This window comes from Chlamydia sp. 04-14, assembly GCF_036632095.1.
GTDB lineage: Bacteria > Chlamydiota > Chlamydiia > Chlamydiales > Chlamydiaceae > Chlamydia.
Genome location: NZ_JAPYKW010000002.1, coordinates 316,327 through 341,844, shown reverse-complemented (window position 1 = coordinate 341,844; position 25,518 = coordinate 316,327). Strand labels below are relative to the sequence as shown.

Here is a 25,518-nt window from a genome sequence, read left to right as displayed (position 1 = left end):
ATATGGAAGTTCCTGTGGATTCTCAAGATGATGATGAACTGACATGTGTATGTATTGTGAAAAATACTTCTGGAATACACGTTCGTCCTGCTGGTACCATTGTTAAGTTGTTTGAGGGTGAAGATTGCGAAGCAAGCTTTACCTATGCTGGGAAAACAGTAAATGCGAAAAGTATAATGAGCATACTCATATTGGGAGCACCACAAAATGGAGAGATTTTTGTGCGTATTAAAGGAAAAGATGCGAGTCGAGTATTGCAGAAAGTGCAGGATGCTTTTGATTCAGGTTTTGGAGAGTTGTAGATGAACACGCCCGCGCCTTCTGTAGAACAAAATGAAGAATGGCGAGTTCCTGGAATGACTTTAGTTTCTGGGGTGGCCATAGGGAAGGCTTTTTTCCTGGGAACCTCTCCTTTGCAAATTCATGAACTTACTTTACCTCAAGAAGAGGTAGAACATGAGATACATCGTTACTATAAAGCATTGAATCGTTCCAAATCTGATATTGTTGCCTTAGAACAAGAAGTTCAAGGAAAACAAGGTCAACAAGAGATATCCTCGATACTACAAGCCCATTTAGAGATAATTAAAGACCCTATTTTGACTGAAGAGGTAGTGAATACCATCAGGAAAGATCGTAAGAATGCGGAATATGTCTTTTCTTCTGTTATGGGGAAAATAGAAGAATCTTTAACAGCGGTACAAGGAGTTTCTTTAGCTGTAGATCGTGTTCAAGATATTCATGATATTTCTAATCGTGTGATTGGTCATTTATGTTGTCAGCATAAGAGCTCTTTAGGAGATGCAAATCAGAATATCATCGTTTTTTCGCAAGAGCTTACTCCTTCAGAAGTCGCTAGTGCTAACCCCTCCTATATTCGAGGATTCGTTTCCTTGGTTGGTGCACCGACGTCACATACCGCTATCGTTTCTAGAGCAAAAAATATTCCTTATTTAGCAAATTTTTCTCATGAAAACTGGGAACGCATTCAAGAATATTCCGGTAAGCTTGTGCTTATCGATGGTATTCGTGGCGAGATTATCTTTAATCCTAAATCAAAAACTCTTGAGAATTGTTATAAGCAAAAAAGCACATCTTATAGTGTAAAATCCTATCCACAAGCATCACCACACGCCATAGTGTCTTCTCATGCTGCTAGTCTTGAAGAACTGCGTATGCTTTCAGAATTTTTCCCTCAAACATCTATAGGGCTATTTCGTTCTGAATTCTTAGCGATTGCTGAAGATAGGTTGCCTACGGAAGAAGAACAAGCTGTGGTGTATAAGTCTCTAGCTTTATTTCCAGAGCGTGTGTCTGTTTTGCGTTTATTTGATTTTGGGGAGGATAAGCTTTGCCCTGGTCAAGATCCCATCCAAGAACGTTCAATACGTTACTTATTAAAGAACTCTCAAATGCTCGATGATCAACTTCGTGCTATTTTAACAGCCTCGGCATTAGGTCCTTTAAAGGTTCTAATTCCTGGGACAGCCGATGTCATAGAAATTATAGAAGTGAAACGTCGATTAGAAAATGTACGACGTTCATTTAATAGAGATCATAATGTAGAAAACATTATCTGGGGAAGTATGATAGAAATTCCCTCAGCTGTATTGATGATCGATGAGATTCTTCAAGAGTGCAGTTTTATTTCCATAGGTACTAACGATCTTATGCAATATACCTTAGGAAATAATAGAGAAAGGGTTTTACCTTATTACCTTGATAATCCGCTACATCCTTCGGTAATGCGAATGATTCGCCATGTAGTGTCTAATGCTAAGCAGCATGATGTCTATACATCTATTTGTGGAGAGGCCGCAGCAAATCTGTCTTTAACACCATTTTTCTTGGGATTAGGAGTTCAGGAATTGTCTGTTGCTATGCCGGCTATTGTAGAACTACGAGAGAAAATAGCCTCTTTGAATTTGAGTGATTGTGTAGAACATACGGAGAAATTATTAAGAGCAAGGACCTGTGAAGAAGTTCAGGCCCTATTAGCTTAGAAAGGCATCCCTGCACGCATTACAGACATTTCTTTGTCCATAGCTTCTTTAGCTTCTTTAAATGCTGAACGAAAGAGATCTTCAATAACTTCAGGTTCTTCAGGATCAAGACATGTGGGCTGTACTTTTACAGAAACAATATCACATTTGCCATTGATCACTACCGAGACGAGTCCATTACCTGCTTGTCCTTCATAGCGTTTTTGTTCTAGAGAAGCTTCCATTTCCAGGAATTGCTGCTCCATGATTTTTGCTTCTTTTTTCTTTTTGGCATATCCACTGCCCATGGTTACTCCTTAGTTAAAATTCCTGAAAACTCAACAACAGCAAATTGTAAAAGTGTATCTATAGTAGCTGATCCTACTAAAGAAGGGGAAGTCTCTTTTTGATAGGAAGGTTCTTTGAGAACGGGAGATTTCGAAGATGGAGATAAGAAACTTTGTTCTTCGTAGTGCTTTTGAGGTTGTATAATAGGTTTAGGAGGTTCTTGCTGTTGGGGGATGTTTCTAGGGGTGTCGAAAGTTGATGTTTTAAGTTGAGAAAATAGAGTTTCTAAAGAAGGACGTTGGCATATCCGAATTAGATGAATAATTACAGTCTCTAAAAATGTTTTTTCGAAGATAGTTTGTTGTAGATGTTTCGCCGCCTCTCCAAGAAAGTCAATGATTTCTAGTAGACACTCGCTAGAATAGTGCATTGCTGTTGCTGATAGAGGGGAACCTACCTGATCTTTATCAAGAAGTACATCACGATAGAAAACAGTGAGATCATGAAGGAAGGTTATTGGCGCTACTCCAGAATTTATTGCCGTAGTCACTGGTAGTAAAGCTTCCGCATATTTCTGCGTACGAATACATTCTGCCAAAGTGCATAGAGTATCTTGAGAGACTACACCTAAAGCATCGGATACAGATTCTGGAGATAAGGATTTAGGAAATAAACCTATGACATAATCATAAAGAGATTCTGCATCGCGGAGGCTTCCCTGAGCTGCCCTGGCAATAGGAAGAAGAGCTTCCCTAGAGGCCTCTATAGAATTCTCTTTAGATATGGATACTAGCTTATCCACAATCATCGTCTCGGGAATTCTTTTTAAGAGCATTTTTTGACAACGGCTTAAAATTGTTCCGGGGATTTTATAATTTTCTGTAGTTGCCAAGAAAAATTTTACATGACTAGGAGGTTCTTCTAGAGTCTTCAACAGGGAATTAAAGGCCTCTTTTGTCAGCATATGCACTTCATCGATGATATAGATTTTGTATTGCGATTTTGCTGGTGTGAAGAGGACGGTTTCGTTGATCTGACGAATATCTTCGATACCCCTGTGGGAAGCACCATCAATTTCTATAACATCTAGGGAGGTTCCTGAAGAAATTTCTTTGCAGACACAACAGTGATTGCAAGGTTCATTATTGGGAGTTGGTTCTATACAATTCAGTGCTTTAGCAAAAATTCTTGCTAGGGTTGTCTTCCCAGTTCCGCGAATTCCTGAAAATAAATAAGCATGCGCTACACGTTGAAATTGTAAGGCATTTTTTAAAACAGTAACTACAGCATCTTGTCCGAGAATTTCGGAAAATGTTTGCGGACGGTACTTTCTAGAAGAAACTTGATATGTTGTAGATGTCATTGTTTGAGCCTCTAAAAATTTTTGCGAGGAGTTTTTTGTTTAATTCAGGTGACTATTTTTCCTAGGATTCCTAGACTGGGGATCCCAAAAATGCACTCACTAACAAATTTGTAATTGGAGAAGGTTTTTCTATGTTCACTATAGTATAAAGAGTTGGAAATTGTCCCTCTTTAATGAATATATTGGTGCATTAGATAGAATATAGTGTTTCCTAGGTAAGGTATCGGGTACCGTGAGAAATCGTCATTTTTCTTTGTCATAATATCAAGCTATAGTCAATAGTATGAAATTCTTAATTAAAATAGAGTAAAGTTCGCAAATCATGATAATGTGCTTTAAGTGATGTCATTTGCCATGAAATTTTTAGAGTTTTCTTGTTTGCAAGTGACAGAGTTTATTTGTGAAAAGATAGAAGTACTAGTTTTGAATAAAAAATGGTGTTTTGTTCTTTGGTGTGATAGCTAAAAAATAATAGATATATCCTGTATTAAGCATATGATCAAGCAAATGGAAGACCGTAGGCAAACTTACCGTAGCTGTACTACTGCTGAAATAGATCGGCCGTGGTCAAGGTATCTTTTATATTTTGGTATTACGGGTATCTTTGGTTTAACGTTATTCTCCTTTATCTATCTTAGAGTTCTTCATATTCCTGTGTATAAGGAAGGGGATATTGCTCAAGTATCTTTAAGTTCTCCTATCGATTTTTCTATAAGTTGGAATGTGCATGCATTCTATAGTAAGACCGCTGAAGTTCCTGAAGTATTCGGAAAAGTCTATCGTATTTCTGAAAACACTTGTTTTGAAGAACCTGAAGAAGAAGAAACACGACAGTGGTTAAAAAAAACTCAAGACTTTCTTGGTGCTGTAGGATTTATAGACAACTCCACTGAAACCTGTCTTCAAGATCTCCATTTACGTCCCTCCGCTCTAAAAGAAAGAGATCGTTTGCTAGGCATTCATGTAAGTGCTGATTCTAGAGAAGTTATACATCAATGTGTTGCACATGTGGACAATTTCTTAAAGTCTGAAAATTGTCCGGCATCTTGCAGATTGCATATTATAGATAATCTAAAAGAAAAGTTTTTAGATATCGCTGTGGATAAGGAAAAATCGGGTTATGTTAAAGGAGATTTACTTGGCACACGGCGATTAGAGCATTTTCCTAAGGGTAGCTCTATTATAAGGCAGTATCAAAGGATTAGTGCGAGAGATGCGAAAATCCTTCGCTGCTTACGTCACCAACTGGTCTCCTCAACAACGCTATTTTCTTGCCGGGGAGCTTTAGGAGTTCTTCTTTTGGTGTTGGTTATTTTAGTTTGGGGCTACCGTTCTTTGGTAACGTTTTGTCCTGAGTTATTGATGTCTCCAAAACGTTTTATGCTCTATATTGCTATCTTTTCCCTGTCATTGATCGGGGTAAAGATTACCGAGACTCTTTGTGCGTTAGGTCCTCAAAGCTGGGAAATTTATCTTTCTTATCCGCTGATTCTTCCTTTTACAGCTATTCTCCTAGGCCATCTTGTGGGCATTCCTCTTGCAGGAGCCTCCTGCACATTTTTAGGGGTTCTCTATACTTTAGAATCAGATATCTGGAATAATAGTTGGTTTCTTGCCATGAACTTATTAAGTTCATGGAGGATTTTATTCACATTGAGCCGAGTAACGCGTCTATCTTCACTGTTTTGGTGTTGTATGAAGTTATGGTGGGTATCTACAGCAATTTTAACAGGATTCCGTTTGTTTTTTGGCGCCGCATCTATAACAGCTTTCCGTGCTGATTGCTTAGGAAGCTTTGTTTATAGCTTGATTACTGCTTTAGGTGTTGGAGCTTTAATTCCTGTATTTGAATCCTCTTTTGGTGCCTGCACTCATAACCATTTATTAGCTTATTTAGATTCTGACTATCCTTTATTAAAGAGACTCTTCGAACAAGCTCCTGGCACTTACCAGCATTCAGTGTTGGTGGGTATTCTTGCAGAATCTGCGGCTAATGCTATCCATGCCGACGGGCTTTTCTGTCGTGTTGTGGCGCAATATCATGATATTGGTAAGTTAATTAATCCGGGATTTTTCCTTGAAAATCATCAGATGTTGGGAACATCAAAAAGTAATCTTTCTCCGATAGAGAGTGCGAAAATGATTATGCGGCATATTCCTGAGGGAGTAGAGCTAGCAAGAAAAGCAGGTCTTCCCGATTCTTTTATTCGTGTCATTGAAGAACATCACGGCACCTCAGTTATTCTTTCTCCCTATCATCGTCATTTACAAAATAATCCTAATACAGGAGCCTCAGACGAGGAACTTTTCCGTTATCCTGGAAGAAAACCCTCTTCTAAGGAATCTACAATTATTATGATTGCAGATTCATTTGAAGCAGCAGCACGTTCTTTAGAGGGAACAAGTATGGTAGCCTTACGAGATCTTGTAGATAAGATTGTCTCGGGGAAAATGCATGATGGACAATTTGCAGATTCCCCAATAACTTTGGACGAGCTTACGACCATCTGTGAGACCATGGTTAAAACACTCTATAGCGCTTTGCATTCTCGTGCCAAGTATCCTGAAATGGCTTTAAAGCCCTGTGTTTAATAGAAGCTTATGGATAGGTTTTAAATATCCACGTTATCAGGCTTTCCTCTTGAGCAACACTGTATGCCTGCCGCTATCCCTTTACCAATACCAAAAATGGCTTTCGATAGACCTACAATTAAAAGGATAGGGATAAGAAGAATAAGTAGGGGTAACATAAATCCTAAACCACCCAAAATACTAATGATTATGGGTAAACACATGACCCGTGCCGTTTCTCGGCATGCAGGACATTTTGTATTTGGGGTAAAATCATTCACTCCTTTGAAAGCAGCTCGAGCTTGAGTATATCTGTGATAAAATACCCCGGCGTAAATCAACCCTACAATAGGAATTAAGACCATAGGAATATGCTGAAGCCTGGTCATCATAGCTTCTAGAGCCATGGGACAACCATGAATTGCCTCAGGCAATATGACAGTGGATGTTTGACAGATGCTACCGTTTTCGTTCACGTGCGTATGTTGAGGAATTTGAACTATTCCCATAAATCCCTACTTATATAAATTAAAATTTAGAAAAAGTCGTAGTGAATTATATTTCAATGACAGTGATAATTTTAACTAAAACGAAACTATTTTATTATCATTTATAAATTAGTTCTATGGCTTTTCTTTAAGATAAGAAATCTTAATCTAGTTAATCTCGTTACTTCTAGAGTAAGTTTAATAAATGGTTAAGGTATATTAACATAAAAATAGTGCAGTGGGGTTCTATTTTTATTAAGAATATTTTAACTCGAATATCTTATAAGAAACTCAAATTTAATAGATTGAGGGCGTCTTTAGTAAAAACGCCCTTTGGCTATTTATGAAATAGATTCCATTGATTCGTAGGATTGAGAACGTCTGCAATAGGATGTAATTTTTGAATAGAGAGCCATAATGAGTAGAGCGAATCCTACAAGAATCATGAATGGGAATAAAAGACCCAGCCCGCCAAAAGCAGCGATGCCGACAGGAAGATTAAAGTGACTTGGATCTAAACTAGAACAAGTTGGATTTCTACATTTTTCATTAGGAGTGTAGCTTAGTTTTGCGTATTCCGTATTCATCAAAGATTTTTGATAAAGAAGACGACCCACAATGAATAAACCTAAAATAGGGACGCAGGAAGCAAGCTTTTGAACGCGGTTTAATTTAGTATTTGGATCGATCAGAAATTTCGGCACGTTTAATGTAGGAGAACTTTCCACCTCCGAGCTATGACCATTTTTGTTTAGATGTGTGTGTGAGGGAATACATGTAAGAGGCATAAGGGAATTACCTTCTTTGAAATTTAATTAAGGCCTTCTCTAAAGATTTTCTTTTTATCAGAGATCAAGTGTGTCATTTTCAAGAATTTTATTTATCTATTTCAATAGAGAAAAAATAAGCGCAGATATTTTAAAATAAACTCAAATAAAAGTATAGAGTTTTTTAAAAATCTCCATAATCAAGCGCAGAATAATTCCGATAATAAGAAAGGGAGCTAATACTCCCAGACCGCCTAAAATTCCAAATCCAATTAGGGAAAGGTGGTATTTAGGGTGTAAACGAGAGCAAAGTTTATCAGCACAGCTTTTATTGGGTATATAATTTAAAATTGAATAGGCGTCACGCATTACCGTGAATCTACGATAGATTAGGAAAATTGTAAAAACGAGACCTGAAATTGGGAAGACTAGGAAGCGCATACTAATTTCAGGAAAGTATGCTGTTTTACAGACAGTGATTTTTGTTGCAGGAACAGATATCAAAGTATTTCTGTTTGCAGTGTGTATATGCGCAGGCAGGGTAATGTATGAGGTGAACATCATATTGCTTCACGAATTTGATGATTTATAATTGCAATATTGTTTGTTTGTATTAGATTATTCTAAAATCTGCTTTAGATATAGTTTTGATCTATATTTTAGATTAAATAGAGATTAAATGTTTGTCTTGAGCAATGTTTGAAGTATTTAATGGGAGTAAAAATTTTTTCCAGGCTTCGATATTTTTTGCTGCGGTAATGCTTAAACGTCCTTGAAGAGGGTGGTAAGGAGGAGGAAGTACTTTAGTGTAAGGTAAATTCAGGTGTAGTCTAATAACAGCAGCTTTAGCAACAACAATGGCGTCATATTTTCCGCTTTCTAGCTGTTCGAGTCTCTCTTCTATTGTACCTCGAATATCCAGAATCTGTCCTTTAGGAAATAGAGTTTTTAGCATTTCTCCCCGACGCAAAGAAGAGCTCCCGAGTCTAGGGTTTTTAGGGAAACGTTTCCAAAGATAACGTTCGCCATACACTAAGAGGTCTGAGGGATCTAAACCTTTTGTTATTGCTACAACGGAGGTTGTCGATGGATCAGGTAGATCTTTAGCGGAATGTACGGCAAGATGACAGTTACCTCGGAGAACAAGCTTATCGACAGCATCTGTGAAAAATTGTGAATTTTCTACAAGACGCAGAGGAGTAGTTTTGTCTTTATCTCCACGAGTATTTACTGTGTGTATCTGAATCCAAAGTTTAGGAAACCATGAATGCAGAAGACGAACACATTCGTGTACCTGAGCTTGTGCTAAGGTAGATCTTCGAGAAGCTATGCGTAAGGGACGTCGTCCCACGCAAAAATCAGAAAGAAAAGGATCAGTGTAACAGTTGGATAGCATCTTTTATAGTTTTCACTCCTCGAATATCTAAATGATCTTTAATTTCAGAAGATAATCCCGAAATTTGTCCTTCTGGAATCACCGCGCCTTCAAAACCCATGAGTTTACTTTCTTTAAGACGTCTTTCTAAATGAGTGACGTGACGAATTTCACCTCCCAGACCTATTTCTCCAGTAAATGTATAGTTTTGAGGAGAGAGGCGATTATAAAGTGACGACACTACTGCGAGTCCTGCTCCTAAATCTGCAGCAGGCTCTGTGATTTTTAATCCTCCAGCTATGGATAGAAAAACATCAGCAGTATGGAATTTTATTTGAGCGCGCTTTTCTAGAACAGCTAAGAGTAGTAAAAATCGGTTCTGATCAAATCCTGAGGTTTTTCTAATCGGATTTGCAAATGGAGAAGATGATGCCAAAGCTTGCATTTCGATAAGAAGCGTTTCAGATCCTTCAATAATAGGAATAATTACAGAGCCCGTGGTTTCTGTAATTTTTTCTTGTAAAAAGAGACCAGAGGGGTTAGTAACTTCTTTTAATCCGTCAGTATGCATGGATAAAATAAGTAATTCATTCGTAGGACCAAAACGGTTTTTCACAGAACGTATCATACGATAATTAGCGTGTGAATTACCTTCAAAATATAAAACGGTGTCTACAAGGTGTTCTAAGACTCTAGGTCCAGCAATTTCTCCAGATTTTGTTACATGACCTATAACAAAAGTTGTGATTTGTGATTGTTTAGCAATATGCATAAGCTCAGAAGTTACTTCTCGTACTTGAGCTACAGATCCTGGAGAAGAATGCAGCGCGGGATTAAATACAATTTGGATAGAGTCGATAATTAAAATATCGGGGTTTAGTGTTGTTATTTGTTGTTTAATATCATCGAGATTTGTTTCGGGGAATAGGTAGATATTTGCATTGGAAATTTTTAAACGCCGTGCTCTTAAAGAGGTTTGCGTTACAGATTCCTCTCCGCAAACATAGAGGACTTTAAGGCCTCGATTAGCAAATTTCGCTGATGTTTGTAAAAGTAAAGTGGATTTTCCAATTCCCGGATCGCCACCTAATAGGGTAAGACTACCACGAACAGCGCCACCACCTAAAATTCGATCCCATCCGGGCTCTCCTATGCATAAACGTTCTTCCTCGCGAAGCTCTACAGTATTCAAAGATACTGCGGTTGCTTGCGATCGAGAACGTCTTCCATTTTGAGAAGGGGAGGCAAGTCCTTCAATAAATGTATTCCATTGCAGGCATCCCGGACATTGACCTAACCATTTTGGCGTATTGGTTCCGCATTCATTACAAGTCCATTGTGTTTTTATCTTCGTAGTCATGGGCATCTAAAGCTTCTTGGGCCGCTAGTTTTTCGGCTTCTTTTTTCGATAGGGCAAATCCTTCCCCCCACATTTCATCATTAACTATTACACGAATATGGTAACCTGGGGTACCTTGTTCAGATGTCCATGGGGTACATTGGTATACGGGTAACGTACGTAATTGTTTTTGTGTGAGCTGTTGTAGGCGGTTTTTCGGATTTCCGAGCATAAGGGGAAGGATATCCTTTTTTGAGGGCAACAGAGGTACAGTAATTTGTCTTGCAGGAGCTAATCCCCCGTCTAGATAAACAGCTCCTAAAATAGCCTCAAATAAATTCGCATAAGCTGAGGTTCTACCTCGCTCATTTTGAATTCTTTCTCCCTTGCCTATAAGTAAATATTCTCCTAATCCTAATGCGTCAGTATATTGGCAGCAAGAAACCGCATTTATCAAAGCTGCGCGCGCTGTGGATAGAGTACCTTCATCCATGGAAGGAAATAATAGGAATAGATGTTCGGTTACGATTAAGCATAACACGGCGTCTCCTAAGAATTCCAAACGCTCGCTATCTTCGGTAATAGTCACAGTCTCATTCCTATAAGAAGGATGTGTGAGAGCAGTAACTAAGAGTTTCGGTTGAGTAAATGTAAAATTTAATTTAGCTTCAACTTCTTTAATGTTGATCAGATTATTCATAAAATTATGAAATGTTGCCCTATTAAAATATAACGCATTAGTTGTCGGAGTTTTTTTATAGGCGGAAAAGGGCTTAAAGTCTATAGTACTTTTGGTTACACTCTCTTAAATGGATAAGTATGAGGATTGTTCTACATTTAGAACACCTGCGCCATTTTCAAAATCAAGGTAGTATATTATTCGAAGATCTGGTCTCTGCGGACGACTGTTTTGCTTTAGAAATAAAACTAAGACACTTCGTGGAATCCATCTCAAAAAATACACTAGATGCGCGCTGGAGAGATAATATTTTCCGTACCCTTCCCGAAGTGGCAGCTTTAGTTAAAAAGCGACATTTGGATGTTTTTGCCGCTAATCTTGTGCATCGACCTCGACTATTATTAGTTAGTGATTTTTGGGTTCTTCCTGAAGATAGTATTCCCGAAAGAGAAGAAGATTGTCTATTACTCTTATCTTTGTCAGGGGATAAGGTGGGTCAGGGAGTCTTTTTTGTTGGGCCCTATCCTACGGAGCTTTATTTCCCGCAGTCAGGAGAAACAGCTCTTTTGCTTGCTTTTTCTTCTGCAGGGATCCCTATTTCTTAAAAGCGTTTCCCTCCTTTAGATAAATATACGAAATTATTTGCCTAGAGCTATTTTTATGTTATGACGGCATAAGAGCGCGATGTGTTTTTAGGAACTTTTATGAAGCCTTTTCTCCAGAAAATAGAAACTCTTTGTAACCCTATAACAGCAAAGAATATCTTGACTTGGCTATCTAGTGATTTTGGTAAAGATGACGAGGATACTATAGCTGAGCTTCTAGAAAACGATCCGCAGCGTCTTGAAGAACTATTTGGGAAAACTCTTGCCTTTGGTACAGGAGGACTGCGTAGTCCTATGGGATTGGGTACCAATAGAATTAATGTCTTCACAGTGCGACGTGCTACACAAGGTTTGGCAGAAGTATTAAAAAAACATAATCCTCATCCTGGGGACTCTATTCGGGTAGTCATTGGTTACGATACACGACATCATTCTTTTGATTTCGCTCAGGAAACTGCCAAAGTTCTCGCAGGTAATAAAATTCATGCGCTTATATTTAAGGATCCTGAACCTCTAGCTCTAGTTTCTTTTACTTTAAGATCTCAACAGGCCTTAGCCGGAGTGATGATTACCGCTTCTCATAATCCTCCAGAGTATAATGGGTATAAGGTCTATATGGCTTCAGGAGGGCAGGTGTTACCTCCTTTAGATCAGGAGATTATTCGAGCATCAGCTGATGTCGAAGAAGTTTTACTCGTTGATTCTCTAGAAGATCCCTATATTCATCTTATAGGGGAAGAATATGAAGCTTTATACACAGAAACCGTACGTCAGTTACAGCTGTATCCTGAAGATAATCGTCTTTCAGGACCGGCAATTCATGTGAGCTATTCTCCACTGCATGGAACTGGAGTCACTATGATTCCTCGAGTTTTAAAAGATTGGAATTTTCCTATGGTCAAGCTTGTTGAGAAACAAGCACTTCCTGATGGAAGTTTCCCTACAGTACGTTTGCCTAATCCCGAAGATCCTGAAGCGCTAACTTTGGGAATTCAGCAAATGATGAAAAATCAGGATGATATTTTTATAGCCACAGATCCTGATGCAGATCGTTTGGGAGTTGTATGTTTGGATGAGAACTCTCCCTACATATTTAATGGGAATCAAATTGCCTGTTTACTGGCGGATCATATTTTGCGTGCCTGGTCAGCTCACTCTCCTTTGGGTAAGGAAGACAAAGTAGTTAAAAGCTTAGTAACTACGGAAATGTTATCGGCAATCACCAAGTTCTATGGTGGCGATATTGTGAATGTGGGAACCGGATTTAAGTATATTGGAGAGAAAATAGAGGATTGGAGAAATAAACTAGAAAGATATGTATTTGGTGCTGAAGAATCCTATGGCTATCTCTATGGAACGTATGTGGAAGATAAGGATGCTATTAGTACGTCAGCATTAATCACGGAAGCTGCGCTGCAGCAAAAACTTCAGGGGAAAACTCTTCGAGAGGCGATTTTAGATCTATATGAGACCCATGGATATTTTATGAATAAAACCCTCTCCCTATCCTTTGAACGGGATAAGGAAAGTTTTATGAAATCACAAATAGAGAAGTTAGCATCTCTTGATCCTTCTGCTATGTCCTTAGCAGGAGACAGTGTAGTGGCATTTGAAAATTATCATCAAAGCATAGGAATTAATACCACTTCGGGAACTACCTATAAACTCGATCTTCCGAAGATGTTTATGTTGTGTTACTACTACGATAGTGGGGGGAAGATTATAGTGCGTCCTTCAGGTACAGAACCTAAAATAAAATTATATTTTGAGCTTGTAAATCGTTATGATGTGGTAGCAGACAAGAAACAAGAACAAATCCAAAGAGAACAAGAAAGTCAGAGGAAATTAGAGAATTTTATTTCCGAATTTAATGAGAAGTTTTCTTCCTTGCAAGACGAGTAATAAAATTAAAATCCCCTTGTAGTAATATCTTCAGCACATCTACACTGGCGCTGCAGAAAGCTGGCTAGATTTTTGTTCTCGTTTTGTCTTTGTTGTACGAGATCGAGTCAAAATTTGCCCATTATGAAATAGAATATCTCCAAACCATGTTCTTGATGAACTCAAGACAGATATGAAGGACTTCCTTATGACCTTTGTACCCTATACTTTACCTGAATTACCCTATGATTATGATGCTTTAGAACCAGTGATTAGTGCAGAAATTATGCGTTTACATCATCAGAAGCATCATCAAGGTTATATAAATAATTTGAACGACGCTTTGAAAAAATTAGATGTTGCTGGCGCGCAACAAGATCTTACACGTCTTATTTCTTTAGAGCCTGCTATACGTTTTAATGGTGGTGGACACATCAATCACTCCCTATTTTGGGAAATGTTAGCTCCAGTAGATCGTGGTGGAGGTGTGCCTCCAAAACATGGATTACTGAAGCTAATTGAGAAATTTTGGGGAACTTTTGATAATTTTTTAAAAGAATTTATTGAATTTGCAGCTCCTATTCAAGGATCAGGGTGGGCATGGCTAGCTTTTTGTCCCAAAAAACAAGAGCTTATGCTACATGCAACAGTGAACCAAGATCCTCTAGAGGCGACCACTGGTAAGGTGCCCCTTCTAGGAGTAGATGTTTGGGAGCATGCTTACTATCTCCAATATAAAAATGTTAGATTAGATTATTTAAAAGCAATTCCTCGAGTAATTAATTGGGGATATATTGAAAAAAGATTTTCTGAATTAACTAATTAAAAGAGTATTTTTAATTGAAGAGTTAATAACTTTAATTTAAAATTACTCCTGCTAAAAAGTTTGGATTGGGTAGCTTGTGCGTTTATTTTCTTACGACAAACCTAAGATTAAAGTGCAAAAGATAAAAGCTGATGGTTTTAGCGGTTGGTTGAAGTGCACGCATTGTCACGAGATGATTCATGCGAATGAACTGGGACAAAATTTTAACTGTTGTCCCAAATGCTCTTATCATTACCGCATTACCGCAGCTGAGAGGATAAAACTGCTAGCTGATAAAGATTCCTGGCGTCCTCTTTATACAAATCTCAAATCACAAGATCCGTTAAAATTTGTTGATACCGACACTTACCCAAATCGTTTAGCTAAGGCTAGAAAAGATAATACAGAAAGTGAAGGAGTCCTTGTTGGTGTTTGTGCCATAGGAGAGCATCCTGTAGCCTTAGCTGTGATGGACTTTAATTTTATGGCGGGATCTATGGGTGCTGTGGTCGGGGAAAAACTGACACGCCTGGTAGAGAAGGCCATAGTGTCAAAGCTTCCCGTAATTATTGTTTGTGCTTCTGGAGGCGCAAGAATGCAAGAATCTGTGTTTTCTTTGATGCAGATGGCAAAGACTTCCGCAGCTTTAGCAAAATTACACGAAGCAGGTCTACCTTACATCTCTGTTTTGACTAATCCTACATCTGGAGGAGTCACAGCTTCTTTTGCTTCTTTAGGCGACGTGATTATTGCCGAGCCCAAAGCTCTTATTTGTTTTGCCGGTCCTCGAGTCGTTGCCCAAGTTATAGGTGAAGATCTTCCTGAGGGGGCTCAAAAATCTGAATTTCTTCTCGAACACGGAATGATTGATAAAGTAGTCGAGAGAAAACAATTAAAGAGTACTTTGCAGAGTTTACTTGATTACTTTTGTGCTCAAGAATACACTGGCGGCCAAGACAAAGCCCCTAGGGATCTATCTAAGACCCTTAAAGAAATTTTTTTATTGACAGATGACAGTGAATGAAACATCATACCCGATACTCATAGTAACCACGGCACTGTTCTTATGACTATATTTTGTGAATTAGAATCTGGTGTAGATCTTCCAGAGTATGCCACAGAGGGCGCTTCGGGCGCAGATCTTCGAGCCAATATTGAAGAGCCTATTGCTGTGTTACCTGGCCAGCGCGTATTGATTCCTACAGGAATAAAAATGCAAATTCCTCAAGGTTATGAAGTCCAAGTGCGTCCACGTAGTGGTTTGGCTCTGAAACATGGGATTATGGTTGTTAATTCTCCGGGAACAATAGACGCCGATTATCGCGGTGAAGTTTGTATTATACTTGCAAATTTTGGAGAGAGTACTTTTATTATCGAACCTAAGATGCGTATTGCTCAGGCTGTAGTTGCTCCCGTAGTCCAAGCAAAGTTTATAGTCGTGGATCAAGAAGAAGGGTTAACGGCAACATCTCGAGGAAGTAGAGGTTTTGGGCATACCGGAGAGAAGTGACATGCCTTTCTATTGTGAGAGTAAACCTGATTTTTCCTTGTTTTCTCTTTTATCTCCCAATCTTATTATGTTTTTGAACAAAAACTCTCGGGAGGAGATTCTTCAAGATCTTACAGATCTTGCCGGTGCTGCAGGTCTGCTTGAGAATAAAGCAGAGTTTTTTCAAGCTTTAGTGACTCGTGAAAATATCATGTCCACAGGTATTGGCATGGGAGTGGCAATCCCTCACGGTAAATTACATAGTTGTTCTGATTTTTTTATCGCTATAGGCATCCATTCTCAAGGGATTCTTTGGGATGCGATAGACGGAGCTTTAGTACGTCTAGTCTTTTTGATTGGAGGTCCTGATAACGCTCAAGCTGAGTATCTCAAGCTGTTATCTACACTCACTCTGTCACTTAGAGATGAATCTCGACGTGAGAAGTTGCTGCAAGTTACGACGATTGAAGAAGTGATGAATGTCTTTTTAGGAATGTAGTGGTTATGGATTTAAAATTAGAAGAGTTAGCTTCTTTATTAGATGTTTCTGAAAATACTGTCCGACGATGGCTAGATGAGGGGGCTATCCCTAGTTATAGCATGAATAATGAACATAGATTCAATCGAGAAGAAATAGAGGATTGGATATTACATAATCAAGCTCTAGTGGGATTAGAAAAAGATGAAAAACACGAAGAAGAATTTCGTGATCTTTCTTTAAAGTATAGCTTGTATAAAGCAATTTATCGTGGAGGAATTATCCGTGATGTATCTGTCAAAAATAAAGCAGAAGCTCTCCAGTATGCCTCTTCTTATATAGCAGAGAAATTTAATCTCGACGCTAGTGTACTTTTCGAGATGCTTACCCATCGGGAAAATCTCATGTCGACAGGTATTGGAGAAGGAATTGCTCTTCCCCATGCTAAAGATTTTTTAATTAATGCGTACTACGATGTTGTTGTCCCTATGTTTCTATCAACAAGTATTGATTTTGGTGCTCTTGATGGTAAGCCTGTAAACGTATTATTTTTCCTTTTTGCTTCCCAAGATAAAAGTCATTTAAATTTAATAAATAAAATTGTGCATCTTGGGATGTCTTTAGAAGCCCGAAGTTTTCTAACAAACTATCCAGAAAAAGAGCAGCTCCTTGCTTATATTAAGAATTGGGAATCGCAAATCCATTAACTATCAATCTCTATAAAAGATTTGCAACTCCGAGTTGTGAAAAAAGTCCTATTGTTGTTATGGTGATCTCATAGGCTGATCTAGGAGATTATAGCAGCATGATGAGTTCTAAGCGTACTTCGCAACTTGCAATGCTTTCCATTTTGTTAACTTTTACCCACTCTGTAGGTTACGCAAGTGCTGCAGTTGCTCCTTTTGAAGTTAGCTCTGTATATTCCGAAGATTCTTTAATTGCTTTGGAAAGCAACAAAAGCAAGAAAGAGCAAAGAATCCAAAAGATTCAAGAAAATAGACGTGCGAGACAAGAAGCAAAAGAGGCCGCGGAAGCTAAAAAAAGTGCTAAAGCAGCAGCAAAGAAAGCTAAAAAGTCGAAAAAGGTCTCCTTCGCCTTTACAGAAAAATTAAATCAAGAGCAAAAAGTTCGATCTCAAGAACGTAAGAAACAACGTCTTTCTTTTAAAGAACAACGCCGTTTAAAACTTCAAGAACATAAGGAGCAGCAACGTGCTTTTGCTGAAAGTATTAAGCAAGGTATTGATTATTGCTGTGACGAGCTTGTTGAATATGGAACAGGAAGTCTCTTAACTCGTGGTGGGAAGTATTCCAAAAGATACAATAGATCTAATAACTGCGATCAAAGTGCTATTGTAAATGAGCAGTCTACAAAGATAGTTCCTTCTTTATCATCCAGAGAAGAAACCGAAGTTAGAAAAGAAGCGAATACCATAGTACGTGCAAATCCTAGTCCTGAATCTCCTAGGTTCTTAAATCTTTTAACTCGCGGAGGAAAGTATTCTAGAAGATACAATAGATCTAATAACTGCGATCAAAGTGCTATTGTAAATGTACAATCTACAAAGGCAGCTCCGCGTTTATCGGCTAGAGAAAAAGCTAAAATTAGAAAAAGAGCAGGTACAATAGTACGTGCAGCTCCTAATGCTCAAACTCCTAGATCCTTATTGAAAACTATGATCGTTAGTGGGGAGACACAAGTTTCCTCAGAAAGTAAAGAAAACCTTCAAGTTGTTCATGAGATTAAAGAAGGCCCAGTATTACCAATTTTTGTTCGTCCTAATGTGAAAGCTGTTTCTCATGAAGACAGAAATAAGCTTATCCAAGATTTAGCTAGAGAACAAAGAGTTGCCAAGAGAAAATCTTCTAGAGAAGCTCTCGAATCTCGTGTAAAAGAAAGTAGAATTCCTAGAGATGGCAAAATTACCTCAACATTACGTTATGATGTTGAAAAGGCTGCAGCTGTTAAAGTTAGACGCAATTCCTCTGTAAATCCTCAAGTTCGTGCTCAGAAAGCATCGAATACTCGCAGAGACGCACGTAATGGGCAGAATCAACAAGAATCAGCACAAAATGCAAAACCTGGTTCTTCAGATCAACAAGAGCAAATTGCGAACAATACAGCTACGGACGATTTCTACGGTGTATCTTCTACAGCAGGAAACACTAACGTAAATACTTATCTTAATGCGAAGCAATACCGTTGTGACTCCTCTGAGACAGATTGGCCTTGTTCTTCATGCGTTGCTAAACGTCGTACACATACAAGTATTTCTGTATGTACCATGGTTGTTACAGTTATAGCGATGATTGTTGGAGCGATCATTATTGCAAATGCCTCAGATTCTACAACAACCAATGGTGGGGGAACAACTCCTCCTCCTACACCAAGTCCGAAACCCACTCCCTAAAGTATCCACTTAGAATGTGAGTTTTAATATGAAGAAGACAGAACCTTAACGGTTTCTGTCTTTTTTTTGTTCTTATAAATTCTGTTTTAAATACAGTTTATTGATTTTTATAATTAATTAATTGGCCTTAAACAATTATTATATAGTTAAAGTATTTCATTTATTTTTGTTTTTATTATGTCTGAGCCAAAGCCAATATATCAGAGTCCTGCTTTAAATCAGGTGGAGATCGGAAAATCACATTTAGATAACAATCCGAAAATTGCTAAAGCTATTCAAGCTACAGGAATAGTACTAGCTATCTTAGCTATAGTTGCTTCCGTATTTTTGATTATCGCAACACCCGTAGGTTTACCGATTTCTATGGCGTTGGGGGGAGTCTTGCTAGGAGTTGGTGGAAGTATGCTATTCACTTCTGTGAACTCTTTAGCTCAAACTATGAAGAGGGCGGCTGTAGAGAATAAACGTCAGAAGATTTTACTTCAGGAAAAGCCTGAGGAAATAAAACCAAAAAATGAAATTTTAGAAGGATTATGGCCTAGATACAATCATATGGTTGACGGGTTTGCTCATTTAAATATGCAAATAGGCAAACATGAAAAAAGTATTCTAAAGCAGATGGGTAAAAAAGAAGGGCTCGAGTTTATAGAGAGCTTCGATCAAATCACTAGCGATTACTTAACTTGTACTAGTTTACTTCAAGGACGTCAGGCTGTTTATGCCAAAGAGGATTATGCTCAGCGCGATGACAGTTATCCTAGTGTTGCTAAGAAAAATGAATTACTCATTAGATTAGGAAATAGCATTGTTTCTAGATTGTCTAAGGGCGGTGGGGTCTTTTCTTTAAAGATGCAAGAGTTAAGCAGTACTATGTCTAAGGTTCATGCTGGAGTAACTCTAGGTTTAGTGGCCGGAGGTATTGCTGCTGTGGGCGTTATTGCTGCAGTCATTCCTGGAGGAATCTTTGCTCTCCCGATGATTGTAGCCGCTGCTATAGGAATCGGTCTTGCTGTTTTAGGTTTGTCTTATGCAATAAAAGCAATATTAAAGCGATCTAAGACAAATAAAAAACAATTACTTAAAGATCTTACAGATACGATTGATATTAAAGATCTTAAAGATATGACCAGAAATCAATCCGTTCTTATGAATATGCTGAAAGTCTCCTTGCAAACCGATCAGAAGATGACTTTGGATAACAGGGATTTTTATGCACAATATAACAAAGTAAGAGACACATTACAGTTCTTAAATGAACATCTAGCTGAGGTAGAGTTTAAGTACAAGTATCTAACTAAAGAATATGAGAAACGCGCTAATAGATTGGAAAGAGGAGTATCTATCCTTTCTGATAGGAAGAATGCTCAAGAAGGAGATGATTATAATCCTCGGGTACCAGCAAGTGATCGAGCAGGTTTATTGAATGATACTGCAGGATTTGATGAATTAGTTTCTCAAGGTATAGATGCTGCTCGACGTAGACGCCAAAGCGATAGCAGTGGTGTGACATTTATAGGTGATTATGAACAGCATTTAGACGATGATGATTTAGAATTTGGTGGTGGATGGAGTCCTTCTGGTAAACGTGCTCTTGAAAAAATGTGGTCAGCAAAACCAACCGCAATGACTGAGGAAGACTATTTCATTTTAAATGAAGATGTGAATAGGGTTCTTTCCTCTTATCGTAACGACATACAAGCCATGAAGGCCGACATTCAGCAGGTTCAGCAACTCTTTGATGAGCTAAAAGCTGGGAAAATTAGACTTGAGAATTACTCAGAACAAATCATAGGTATTTGGACTGATGTAAGTAGCAATTGCCATGCGATCCTTAATCACTTGGTGGGGATGCAAATGCGACTTATAGCTTTTGTAGAATCTGGCGGGATGATCCGTCCTAATGTAGGCAATGTCCCTAAAGGGAAGACCCCCGATTAACAGGTAGAGTGTCTCCTTTTAAGAGAGCCCTTCTGTTCAAATTTATCCCAACGATTTAATTGCTCTTGTAGTGCACGAGCTTGAGGAGAGTTGGGATTACTTTCCATCCATATTGCTAATTCCTGACGTTTATCATTCACCATAGAATCTAGATTTTGAGATAAATCGCGAATTTGTGTTTCTTTTGTAGATATAGCCACGTCATAATCATTTTCTAGTTTATGGTGTAGGTCACGCATATTTGGAATAAATGTATTCCGTATATTTGCAAACGCCACTCGGAATTTCTCGATAGATTCTACTCCTAAATTCGATATATCTTGAGAAATCTCATTAGTTAATGAGGTTCCGAAAAATCTATTTTTTACAGGTAAATCTAAGATAAGAGCAACGGAAATGAGTAGAAGGATGATGCCTAGGCTGATACCAAAAATCAACCAGTTGCCATAAAGTATAGCATAGCTCATTAAGGCTATCACTCCTAAACATGTAAGTATCAATATAGCGAAACACACCGTGGTGCGTAGTATTAAATTAGCACGATAATTGTCCCAGGGAAGGAGAAGAACTACCTTTTTGTCTATAGATGTAGGCGCTACTGTCATGGTAAGTGGCTCAATTTATTAAATTAGGGGCGCTTGGTGGGGAAGAATAAATCTCTTGAGCTGAATTTGATATTTCCTGCCAAGTTTGTAGTCTTACCAAAAGGCGTTGTTCATCTTGTTTTAATTGTTCTATGCGCTGTTCCTTTTCTATGATTGAATAAATCAATTTTGAATAAGCAGTTTGAAGTAACTGGAAAGAAGATAGGGACGACGTTTTGTTTTTTACTAAAGTTATAGTTTGCTGAACTTTAGAGGGTAAGCATTTGATTAGATAAATCATGCTAATAAGTAGAAGAATACAAACCAAAGAAGCAACCATTAAAGTTACACCACTGATTATTTCCGGAAGACTAGAGGAAATACATCCAAAAGCCACAACTACAGCTCCACCAATCATCGTAGCGATCAAAAGTATAATAGCTAAAACGTAAGAAAAAGAGCTTTGCTGAATGAAAATAGCAACTTTTTTTTGTAACATTGTAGCATCCCGCTCTACGTTGAAAAGAAGGGAACATTGACTAGGTAAGGATAGAAGAGTTGGGGAAATAGAATTAGAAAGACTTAATACCACAGAATTCCTTAAAATATAGTGGTGAAATTTAAAGAAAGTATTCATTTTATTCAATACGTAACATAAAGTAATTCTTTTTAAATTCTTTTCTATTTTAGTTTTTTATGAATAAAACTGTTGTTGTTGCTATGTCTGGGGGCGTAGATTCCTCCGTAGTTGCCTACTTATTAAAAAAATTCACTCCCTACAAAGTGCTCGGCCTCTTTATGAAAAATTGGGAGGAGGAAGATAGCGACGGCCTTTGTTCTACAGCTAAAGATTATGAAGACGTGCAAAGAGTTGCTAATCAATTAGACATTCCCTACTACACAGTATCTTTTGCTAAGGAATACCGTGAGAGAGTTTTCTCTCGTTTCCTTGCAGAATATTCTAAAGGTTATACACCTAATCCTGATGTTCTTTGTAATCGCGAGATAAAGTTTGATCTTCTTCAGAGAAAAGTCCGTGAATTAGGGGGAGATTTCCTAGCTACAGGTCATTATTGTCGTTTATCTTCAGATGTCAGCGGTGTTCATTTACTTCGAGGTATAGATTCTCAAAAAGATCAAAGTTATTTTTTATGCGGAACACGAAGAGAATCTTTAGATAATGTTCTTTTCCCTTTAGGAGATATGACAAAAACACAAGTGCGCGCTATTGCCGAAGAGGCTGGATTAGCTACCGCTAAGAAAAGAGATAGCACAGGTATCTGTTTTATTGGGAAGCGTCCCTTTAAAAGTTTTCTTGAAAAGTTCGTGCCAAACTTAGAAGGAGATATTGTGGATTATGATTCTCAGAAAGTTGTAGGTCGACATGAAGGCGCTCACTATTACACGATAGGGCAACGGCGGGGATTAGATCTGGGTGGCTCAGAAAAACCTTGTTACGTTGTTGGCAAGGATATAGAGAAGAATATTGTATATATAGTGCGTGGAGAAGATCATCCTCTACTCTATCAGAAAGAACTTACAGCTAAGGAATTGAATTGGTTTGTATCTCCAGAAGCTATAACGCAATGTAGTGCGAAAGTGCGTTATCGTTCTGCAGATGAAGAATGTGAAATTCTTTGTTCGCGCGAGAATGGTGAAGTGCGTGTACGATTTTCTTCCCCCGTTAAGGCAATCACCCCGGGGCAAACAATTGCCTTTTATGATGGGGAGAAGTGCCTAGGGGGTGGAATCATAGAGGTTTCTATGATTCCCCATTTGGTATAGTTGCTGCAACACTTTCAGCAGCCTGTTGCTCATCACGTTCAAAAGTAACGCGATCTTCAGAAAGATTAGCGCGAAGTTTTCGTGCTTCCTGACGGCAAGATTCTTTAAGTAAAAGTTCTGCAAGAGGGTCTTCAAGATACTGCTCAATAACACGACGTAAAGGCCGTGCACCCATTTCTGGAGAATGCCCTTTCGTGACCAAGAAAGAAATCACAGAGTCTGGAATGCTTAATGCCATTTGGTAATTTTTCAAACGGGAATCCAATTTACTAATTTCTAGATGGATTATCTCGGATAAGGCATCTTTTTCTAAAGGACGGAAGATAACACTTTCATCTAAACGATTGATAAATTCCGGCTTTAAATGTTTCTTCACAGCATTTTCAATTTTTTCTTGAATCACTTTATAGTCAAAATTCGATCGAGATCCGAATCCAATCTCTCCACTTTTCTTAATTAAGTCTGCACCTAAGTTAGAAGTCATGATAATAATTGCATGACGGAAATCAATCTTACGGCCGAATGAGTCTGTAAGGCGTCCCTGCTCTAAGATTTGTAACATTAAATCCATAATGTCAGGATGAGCTTTTTCAATCTCATCGAATAGAACAACACAATAAGGTCGGCGACGTACTTGCTCTGTAAGATGACCACCTTCTTCGTGACCAACATATCCTGGAGGCGATCCCATCATTTTTGTGGCAGCAAATTTTTCCATGTACTCAGACATGTCTACTTGAATTAAGGCATCCTCGCCACCGAACATTTCGATAGCAATTTGTTGAGCAAGTAGGGTTTTCCCAACTCCTGTAGGGCCTAAGAATAAGAAGGAACCTGTAGGACGATTAGGATCTTTAATCCCTGTTCTTGAACGACGAATAGCGCGGCAAATACTTGCTACAGCTTGATCTTGGCCAATAACTTTCCTACGTAAAGTATCTTCTAATTTAAGTAGTTTTTCACTTTCTGCTTCAGTAAGTCTTGCAGAAGGAATTCCTGTTTGTAATGAGACTACTTGAGCGACAGCCTCTTCATCTACGGGAATCTGATGCTCTTCTTTGTGATTTTCCCATTCTTGTTTCATATTAGAGAGACGCTCTCGGAGCTTTTTCTCCTCATCACGTAATCCCGCAGCTTTTTCATATTCTTGAGTTCCGATAGCCTGTTCTTTAGCAAGCTTCGTAGTCTCAATCTCAGCTTCGAGTTTCATCAACTCTGTAGGTTGATCCATGGTATTTACGCGTACGCGAGCTCCAGCTTCATCTAATAAATCAATAGCTTTATCTGGAAGGAAACGCCCGTGAACATATTGATCGGATAATGTAGCCGCAGCTTTCAAAGCTTCTTCAGTAATAGCAACGTTGTGATGCTCTTCGTATTTCTTTTTCAATCCACGTAGAATTTCGATAGTCTCATCTACACTGGGTGGTTGGACAATAATTTTTTGGAATCTACGTTCTAAAGCTGCATCTTTTTCAATATGCTTGCGGTATTCATCAATTGTTGTTGCCCCGATACACTGGATTTCTCCGCGCGCTAATGCGGGTTTTAAAATGTTTGAAGCGTCAATAGCACCTTCAGCAGCTCCAGCACCTACAATAGTATGGAGTTCATCGATAAATAAAAGGATGTTTCCATGTTTGCGTACTTCATCCATAACAGCTTTGATGCGTTCTTCAAATTGACCGCGATATTTTGTTCCTGCAATCATTAAAGCGAGATCTAAAGTAATTAAACGCTTCTTACGTAAAGTATCAGGAACTTCATTAGAAATGATTTTCTGTGCTAACCCTTCAACAATAGCAGTTTTTCCTACACCGGCTTCACCGATAAGTACAGGATTATTTTTTCTTCTACGGCAAAGGATTAAGATTAAACGTTCAACTTCTGTAGAGCGGCCAATAACAGGATCGAGCTTAGATTCGCGAAACATCTCTGTTAAATCATAACCATAGGCTTTTAATGCTGATAGCTTGTCACTTTTTTCTCCACCTAAGGTATGACCTAAAGAAGAAGATTTGGAAGAGGAGGAAGAGTTGCCGCGAGGATTAGAAGAAGATGCGGGAGGGAGTTGAAGGTTGAATGTTTCTAGTTCTTTGAGAATTTCTTTGCGAACTTCTCTAGGATCAATATGTAAATTTTCTAAAACCTGTAAAGCAACGCCATCAGCTTGATTTAAAATCCCCAAAAGAAGGTGCTCTGTGCCCACATAGTTATGTTCTAAAACACCAGCTTCTTCATTTGCTGATTCAAAAGATTTTTTTACTCTACCAGTAAGTGCGGGGTCTCCATAAACTTGAATTTCTGGTCCATAACCGATTAATCTCTCGACTTCTTGCTTTGCAGTATCGAAGTCTACTCCTAAATTACGCAGCACATTTACAGCCACGCCTTGGCCTAGTTTGAGTAGGCCTAAGAGTATGTGCTCTGTGCCTAGATAGTTATGATTTAACCTCTGAGCTTCTTTTTTAGCCAATTTAATGACTTGTTTTGCTCTGTTAGTAAACTTCTCAAACATAAAAACCTAAAAGACCGGGTAGAACTTTCCTTAAGCATATACGAAATTTAAAATAATGATGCAACTCTTCGATAAATAGATAAAGTATTACTGAGAAGAAAGAATTTTTTTCACGAAAATAGTAAAGAATCCATCTCCTATGCTATACTATTTCTACATTTTTAACGAATGAT

The 25,518-nt window shown here is 38.3% G+C and carries 24 protein-coding genes; 13 read left to right on the top strand and 11 right to left on the bottom strand.

Features of this window, described 5'->3' with window-relative positions; genetic code table 11:
- Positions 1–2: 2 nt before the first annotated feature.
- Together O6937_RS04125 and ptsP are read left to right on the top strand one after the other, a co-directional pair.
- A complete protein-coding gene (locus O6937_RS04125; protein ID WP_332390440.1) occupies positions 3–302 on the top strand; it encodes an HPr family phosphocarrier protein in 300 nt (99 codons plus the stop codon).
- Positions 303–2,003 carry a phosphoenolpyruvate--protein phosphotransferase gene (gene ptsP / locus O6937_RS04120; RefSeq protein ID WP_332390390.1) on the top strand — a complete coding sequence of 567 codons (1,701 nt, stop codon included), beginning with the start codon at positions 303–305 and terminating at the stop codon, positions 2,001–2,003.
- Here the strand turns inward: ptsP and O6937_RS04115 are convergent.
- Together O6937_RS04115 and dnaX are read right to left on the bottom strand one after the other, a co-directional pair.
- Complete coding sequence (locus O6937_RS04115) at positions 2,000–2,290, bottom strand: YbaB/EbfC family nucleoid-associated protein (protein ID WP_332381263.1); 291 nt, start codon at positions 2,288–2,290, stop codon at positions 2,000–2,002. The genes ptsP and O6937_RS04115 overlap by 4 nt on opposite strands.
- Before the next feature lie 2 nt (positions 2,291–2,292).
- A complete protein-coding gene (gene dnaX, locus O6937_RS04110) occupies positions 2,293–3,633 on the bottom strand; it encodes a DNA polymerase III subunit gamma/tau (RefSeq protein ID WP_332390389.1) in 1,341 nt (446 codons plus the stop codon).
- A gap of 495 nt (positions 3,634–4,128) precedes the next feature.
- Here dnaX and O6937_RS04105 point away from each other — a divergent pair, with 495 nt between their 5' ends.
- Complete coding sequence (locus O6937_RS04105) at positions 4,129–6,225, top strand: HDIG domain-containing metalloprotein (RefSeq protein WP_332390388.1); 2,097 nt, start codon at positions 4,129–4,131, stop codon at positions 6,223–6,225.
- 20 nt (positions 6,226–6,245) lie between these two features.
- Here O6937_RS04105 and O6937_RS04100 read toward each other — a convergent pair whose 3' ends face one another.
- From O6937_RS04100 to rnc, 6 genes are all read right to left on the bottom strand, one after another.
- Positions 6,246–6,713: a hypothetical protein gene (locus O6937_RS04100; protein WP_332390387.1), complete on the bottom strand. Its 468-nt coding sequence runs from the start codon at positions 6,711–6,713 to the stop codon at positions 6,246–6,248.
- 320 nt (positions 6,714–7,033) lie between these two features.
- Positions 7,034–7,480, bottom strand: coding sequence for a hypothetical protein (locus O6937_RS04095; protein ID WP_332390386.1), 447 nt, complete (start codon positions 7,478–7,480; stop codon positions 7,034–7,036).
- Positions 7,481–7,621: 141 nt separating this feature from the next.
- On the bottom strand, positions 7,622–8,020 hold the full coding sequence (locus O6937_RS04090; protein ID WP_332390385.1) for a hypothetical protein: 399 nt from the start codon (positions 8,018–8,020) through the stop codon (positions 7,622–7,624).
- A 103-nt stretch (positions 8,021–8,123) separates the two neighbouring features.
- Entirely contained in the window at positions 8,124–8,855 is a 732-nt protein-coding gene (locus tag O6937_RS04085) for a hydroxymethylbilane synthase (RefSeq protein WP_332390384.1), read from the bottom strand.
- Positions 8,833–10,194, bottom strand: a complete 1,362-nt coding sequence (radA, locus tag O6937_RS04080) for a DNA repair protein RadA (RefSeq protein ID WP_332390383.1) — start codon at positions 10,192–10,194, stop codon at positions 8,833–8,835. Before radA ends, O6937_RS04085 begins: the two co-directional genes overlap by 23 nt.
- Entirely contained in the window at positions 10,160–10,873 is a 714-nt protein-coding gene (gene rnc / locus O6937_RS04075) for a ribonuclease III (RefSeq protein ID WP_332390382.1), read from the bottom strand. Before rnc ends, radA begins: the two co-directional genes overlap by 35 nt.
- Positions 10,874–10,992: 119 nt before the next feature.
- Here rnc and O6937_RS04070 point away from each other — a divergent pair, with 119 nt between their 5' ends.
- The 9 genes from O6937_RS04070 to O6937_RS04030 all read left to right on the top strand — a co-directional run bounded on the left by O6937_RS04070 (position 10,993) and on the right by O6937_RS04030 (position 20,458).
- A complete protein-coding gene (locus O6937_RS04070) occupies positions 10,993–11,457 on the top strand; it encodes a DUF5070 domain-containing protein (RefSeq protein WP_332390381.1) in 465 nt (154 codons plus the stop codon).
- A gap of 99 nt (positions 11,458–11,556) precedes the next feature.
- A complete protein-coding gene (locus tag O6937_RS04065) occupies positions 11,557–13,359 on the top strand; it encodes a phospho-sugar mutase (protein WP_332390380.1) in 1,803 nt (600 codons plus the stop codon).
- Positions 13,360–13,546: 187 nt separating this feature from the next.
- Positions 13,547–14,164: a superoxide dismutase gene (locus O6937_RS04060; protein ID WP_332390379.1), complete on the top strand. Its 618-nt coding sequence runs from the start codon at positions 13,547–13,549 to the stop codon at positions 14,162–14,164.
- Positions 14,165–14,240: 76 nt separating this feature from the next.
- A complete protein-coding gene (accD, locus tag O6937_RS04055) occupies positions 14,241–15,167 on the top strand; it encodes an acetyl-CoA carboxylase, carboxyltransferase subunit beta (RefSeq protein ID WP_213240609.1) in 927 nt (308 codons plus the stop codon).
- Positions 15,168–15,209: 42 nt separating this feature from the next.
- Entirely contained in the window at positions 15,210–15,653 is a 444-nt protein-coding gene (gene dut / locus O6937_RS04050) for a dUTP diphosphatase (RefSeq protein ID WP_332390378.1), read from the top strand.
- A gap of 1 nt (position 15,654) precedes the next feature.
- The gene (locus tag O6937_RS04045) at positions 15,655–16,131 is read left to right on the top strand and encodes a PTS sugar transporter subunit IIA (RefSeq protein WP_332390377.1); all 477 of its coding nucleotides are present in this window, start codon (positions 15,655–15,657) and stop codon (positions 16,129–16,131) included.
- A 5-nt stretch (positions 16,132–16,136) separates the two neighbouring features.
- Positions 16,137–16,817 (top strand): PTS sugar transporter subunit IIA, encoded by a 681-nt coding sequence (locus O6937_RS04040; RefSeq protein ID WP_332390376.1) that lies wholly within the window; start codon positions 16,137–16,139, stop codon positions 16,815–16,817.
- A gap of 98 nt (positions 16,818–16,915) precedes the next feature.
- A complete protein-coding gene (locus O6937_RS04035; protein ID WP_332390375.1) occupies positions 16,916–18,520 on the top strand; it encodes a hypothetical protein in 1,605 nt (534 codons plus the stop codon).
- Between the two features lie 177 nt (positions 18,521–18,697).
- Positions 18,698–20,458, top strand: a complete 1,761-nt coding sequence (locus O6937_RS04030) for a stage II sporulation protein M (RefSeq protein WP_332390374.1) — start codon at positions 18,698–18,700, stop codon at positions 20,456–20,458.
- On the opposite strand, the gene O6937_RS04025 is transcribed toward O6937_RS04030, so the two are convergent.
- Together O6937_RS04025 and O6937_RS04020 are read right to left on the bottom strand one after the other, a co-directional pair.
- Positions 20,455–21,063, bottom strand: coding sequence for a hypothetical protein (locus O6937_RS04025; protein ID WP_332390373.1), 609 nt, complete (start codon positions 21,061–21,063; stop codon positions 20,455–20,457). The genes O6937_RS04030 and O6937_RS04025 overlap by 4 nt on opposite strands.
- A 10-nt stretch (positions 21,064–21,073) precedes the next feature.
- Positions 21,074–21,634 (bottom strand): hypothetical protein, encoded by a 561-nt coding sequence (locus O6937_RS04020; protein ID WP_332390372.1) that lies wholly within the window; start codon positions 21,632–21,634, stop codon positions 21,074–21,076.
- Between the two features lie 104 nt (positions 21,635–21,738).
- On the opposite strand from O6937_RS04020, the gene mnmA reads away from it, so the two are divergent.
- Complete coding sequence (gene mnmA / locus O6937_RS04015; RefSeq protein WP_332390371.1) at positions 21,739–22,827, top strand: tRNA 2-thiouridine(34) synthase MnmA; 1,089 nt, start codon at positions 21,739–21,741, stop codon at positions 22,825–22,827.
- Here mnmA and O6937_RS04010 read toward each other — a convergent pair.
- Positions 22,805–25,345, bottom strand: a complete 2,541-nt coding sequence (locus O6937_RS04010; RefSeq protein WP_332390370.1) for an ATP-dependent Clp protease ATP-binding subunit — start codon at positions 25,343–25,345, stop codon at positions 22,805–22,807. The two genes, mnmA and O6937_RS04010, sit on opposite strands and share 23 nt — an antisense overlap.
- Positions 25,346–25,518 lie beyond the last annotated feature (173 nt).

Coding starts and splice junctions, on each gene's coding strand:
- O6937_RS04125 (WP_332390440.1), top strand. CDS start 3: ATGGAAGTTCCTGTGGATTCTCAAGATGATGATGAACTGACATGTGTA.
- ptsP (WP_332390390.1), top strand. CDS start 303: ATGAACACGCCCGCGCCTTCTGTAGAACAAAATGAAGAATGGCGAGTT.
- O6937_RS04115 (WP_332381263.1), bottom strand. CDS start 2,290: ATGGGCAGTGGATATGCCAAAAAGAAAAAAGAAGCAAAAATCATGGAG.
- dnaX (WP_332390389.1), bottom strand. CDS start 3,633: ATGACATCTACAACATATCAAGTTTCTTCTAGAAAGTACCGTCCGCAA.
- O6937_RS04105 (WP_332390388.1), top strand. CDS start 4,129: ATGATCAAGCAAATGGAAGACCGTAGGCAAACTTACCGTAGCTGTACT.
- O6937_RS04100 (WP_332390387.1), bottom strand. CDS start 6,713: ATGGGAATAGTTCAAATTCCTCAACATACGCACGTGAACGAAAACGGT.
- O6937_RS04095 (WP_332390386.1), bottom strand. CDS start 7,480: ATGCCTCTTACATGTATTCCCTCACACACACATCTAAACAAAAATGGT.
- O6937_RS04090 (WP_332390385.1), bottom strand. CDS start 8,020: ATGTTCACCTCATACATTACCCTGCCTGCGCATATACACACTGCAAAC.
- O6937_RS04085 (WP_332390384.1), bottom strand. CDS start 8,855: ATGCTATCCAACTGTTACACTGATCCTTTTCTTTCTGATTTTTGCGTG.
- radA (WP_332390383.1), bottom strand. CDS start 10,194: ATGACTACGAAGATAAAAACACAATGGACTTGTAATGAATGCGGAACC.
- rnc (WP_332390382.1), bottom strand. CDS start 10,873: ATGAATAATCTGATCAACATTAAAGAAGTTGAAGCTAAATTAAATTTT.
- O6937_RS04070 (WP_332390381.1), top strand. CDS start 10,993: ATGAGGATTGTTCTACATTTAGAACACCTGCGCCATTTTCAAAATCAA.
- O6937_RS04065 (WP_332390380.1), top strand. CDS start 11,557: ATGAAGCCTTTTCTCCAGAAAATAGAAACTCTTTGTAACCCTATAACA.
- O6937_RS04060 (WP_332390379.1), top strand. CDS start 13,547: ATGACCTTTGTACCCTATACTTTACCTGAATTACCCTATGATTATGAT.
- dut (WP_332390378.1), top strand. CDS start 15,210: ATGACTATATTTTGTGAATTAGAATCTGGTGTAGATCTTCCAGAGTAT.
- O6937_RS04045 (WP_332390377.1), top strand. CDS start 15,655: ATGCCTTTCTATTGTGAGAGTAAACCTGATTTTTCCTTGTTTTCTCTT.
- O6937_RS04040 (WP_332390376.1), top strand. CDS start 16,137: ATGGATTTAAAATTAGAAGAGTTAGCTTCTTTATTAGATGTTTCTGAA.
- O6937_RS04035 (WP_332390375.1), top strand. CDS start 16,916: ATGATGAGTTCTAAGCGTACTTCGCAACTTGCAATGCTTTCCATTTTG.
- O6937_RS04030 (WP_332390374.1), top strand. CDS start 18,698: ATGTCTGAGCCAAAGCCAATATATCAGAGTCCTGCTTTAAATCAGGTG.
- O6937_RS04025 (WP_332390373.1), bottom strand. CDS start 21,063: ATGACAGTAGCGCCTACATCTATAGACAAAAAGGTAGTTCTTCTCCTT.
- mnmA (WP_332390371.1), top strand. CDS start 21,739: ATGAATAAAACTGTTGTTGTTGCTATGTCTGGGGGCGTAGATTCCTCC.
- O6937_RS04010 (WP_332390370.1), bottom strand. CDS start 25,345: ATGTTTGAGAAGTTTACTAACAGAGCAAAACAAGTCATTAAATTGGCT.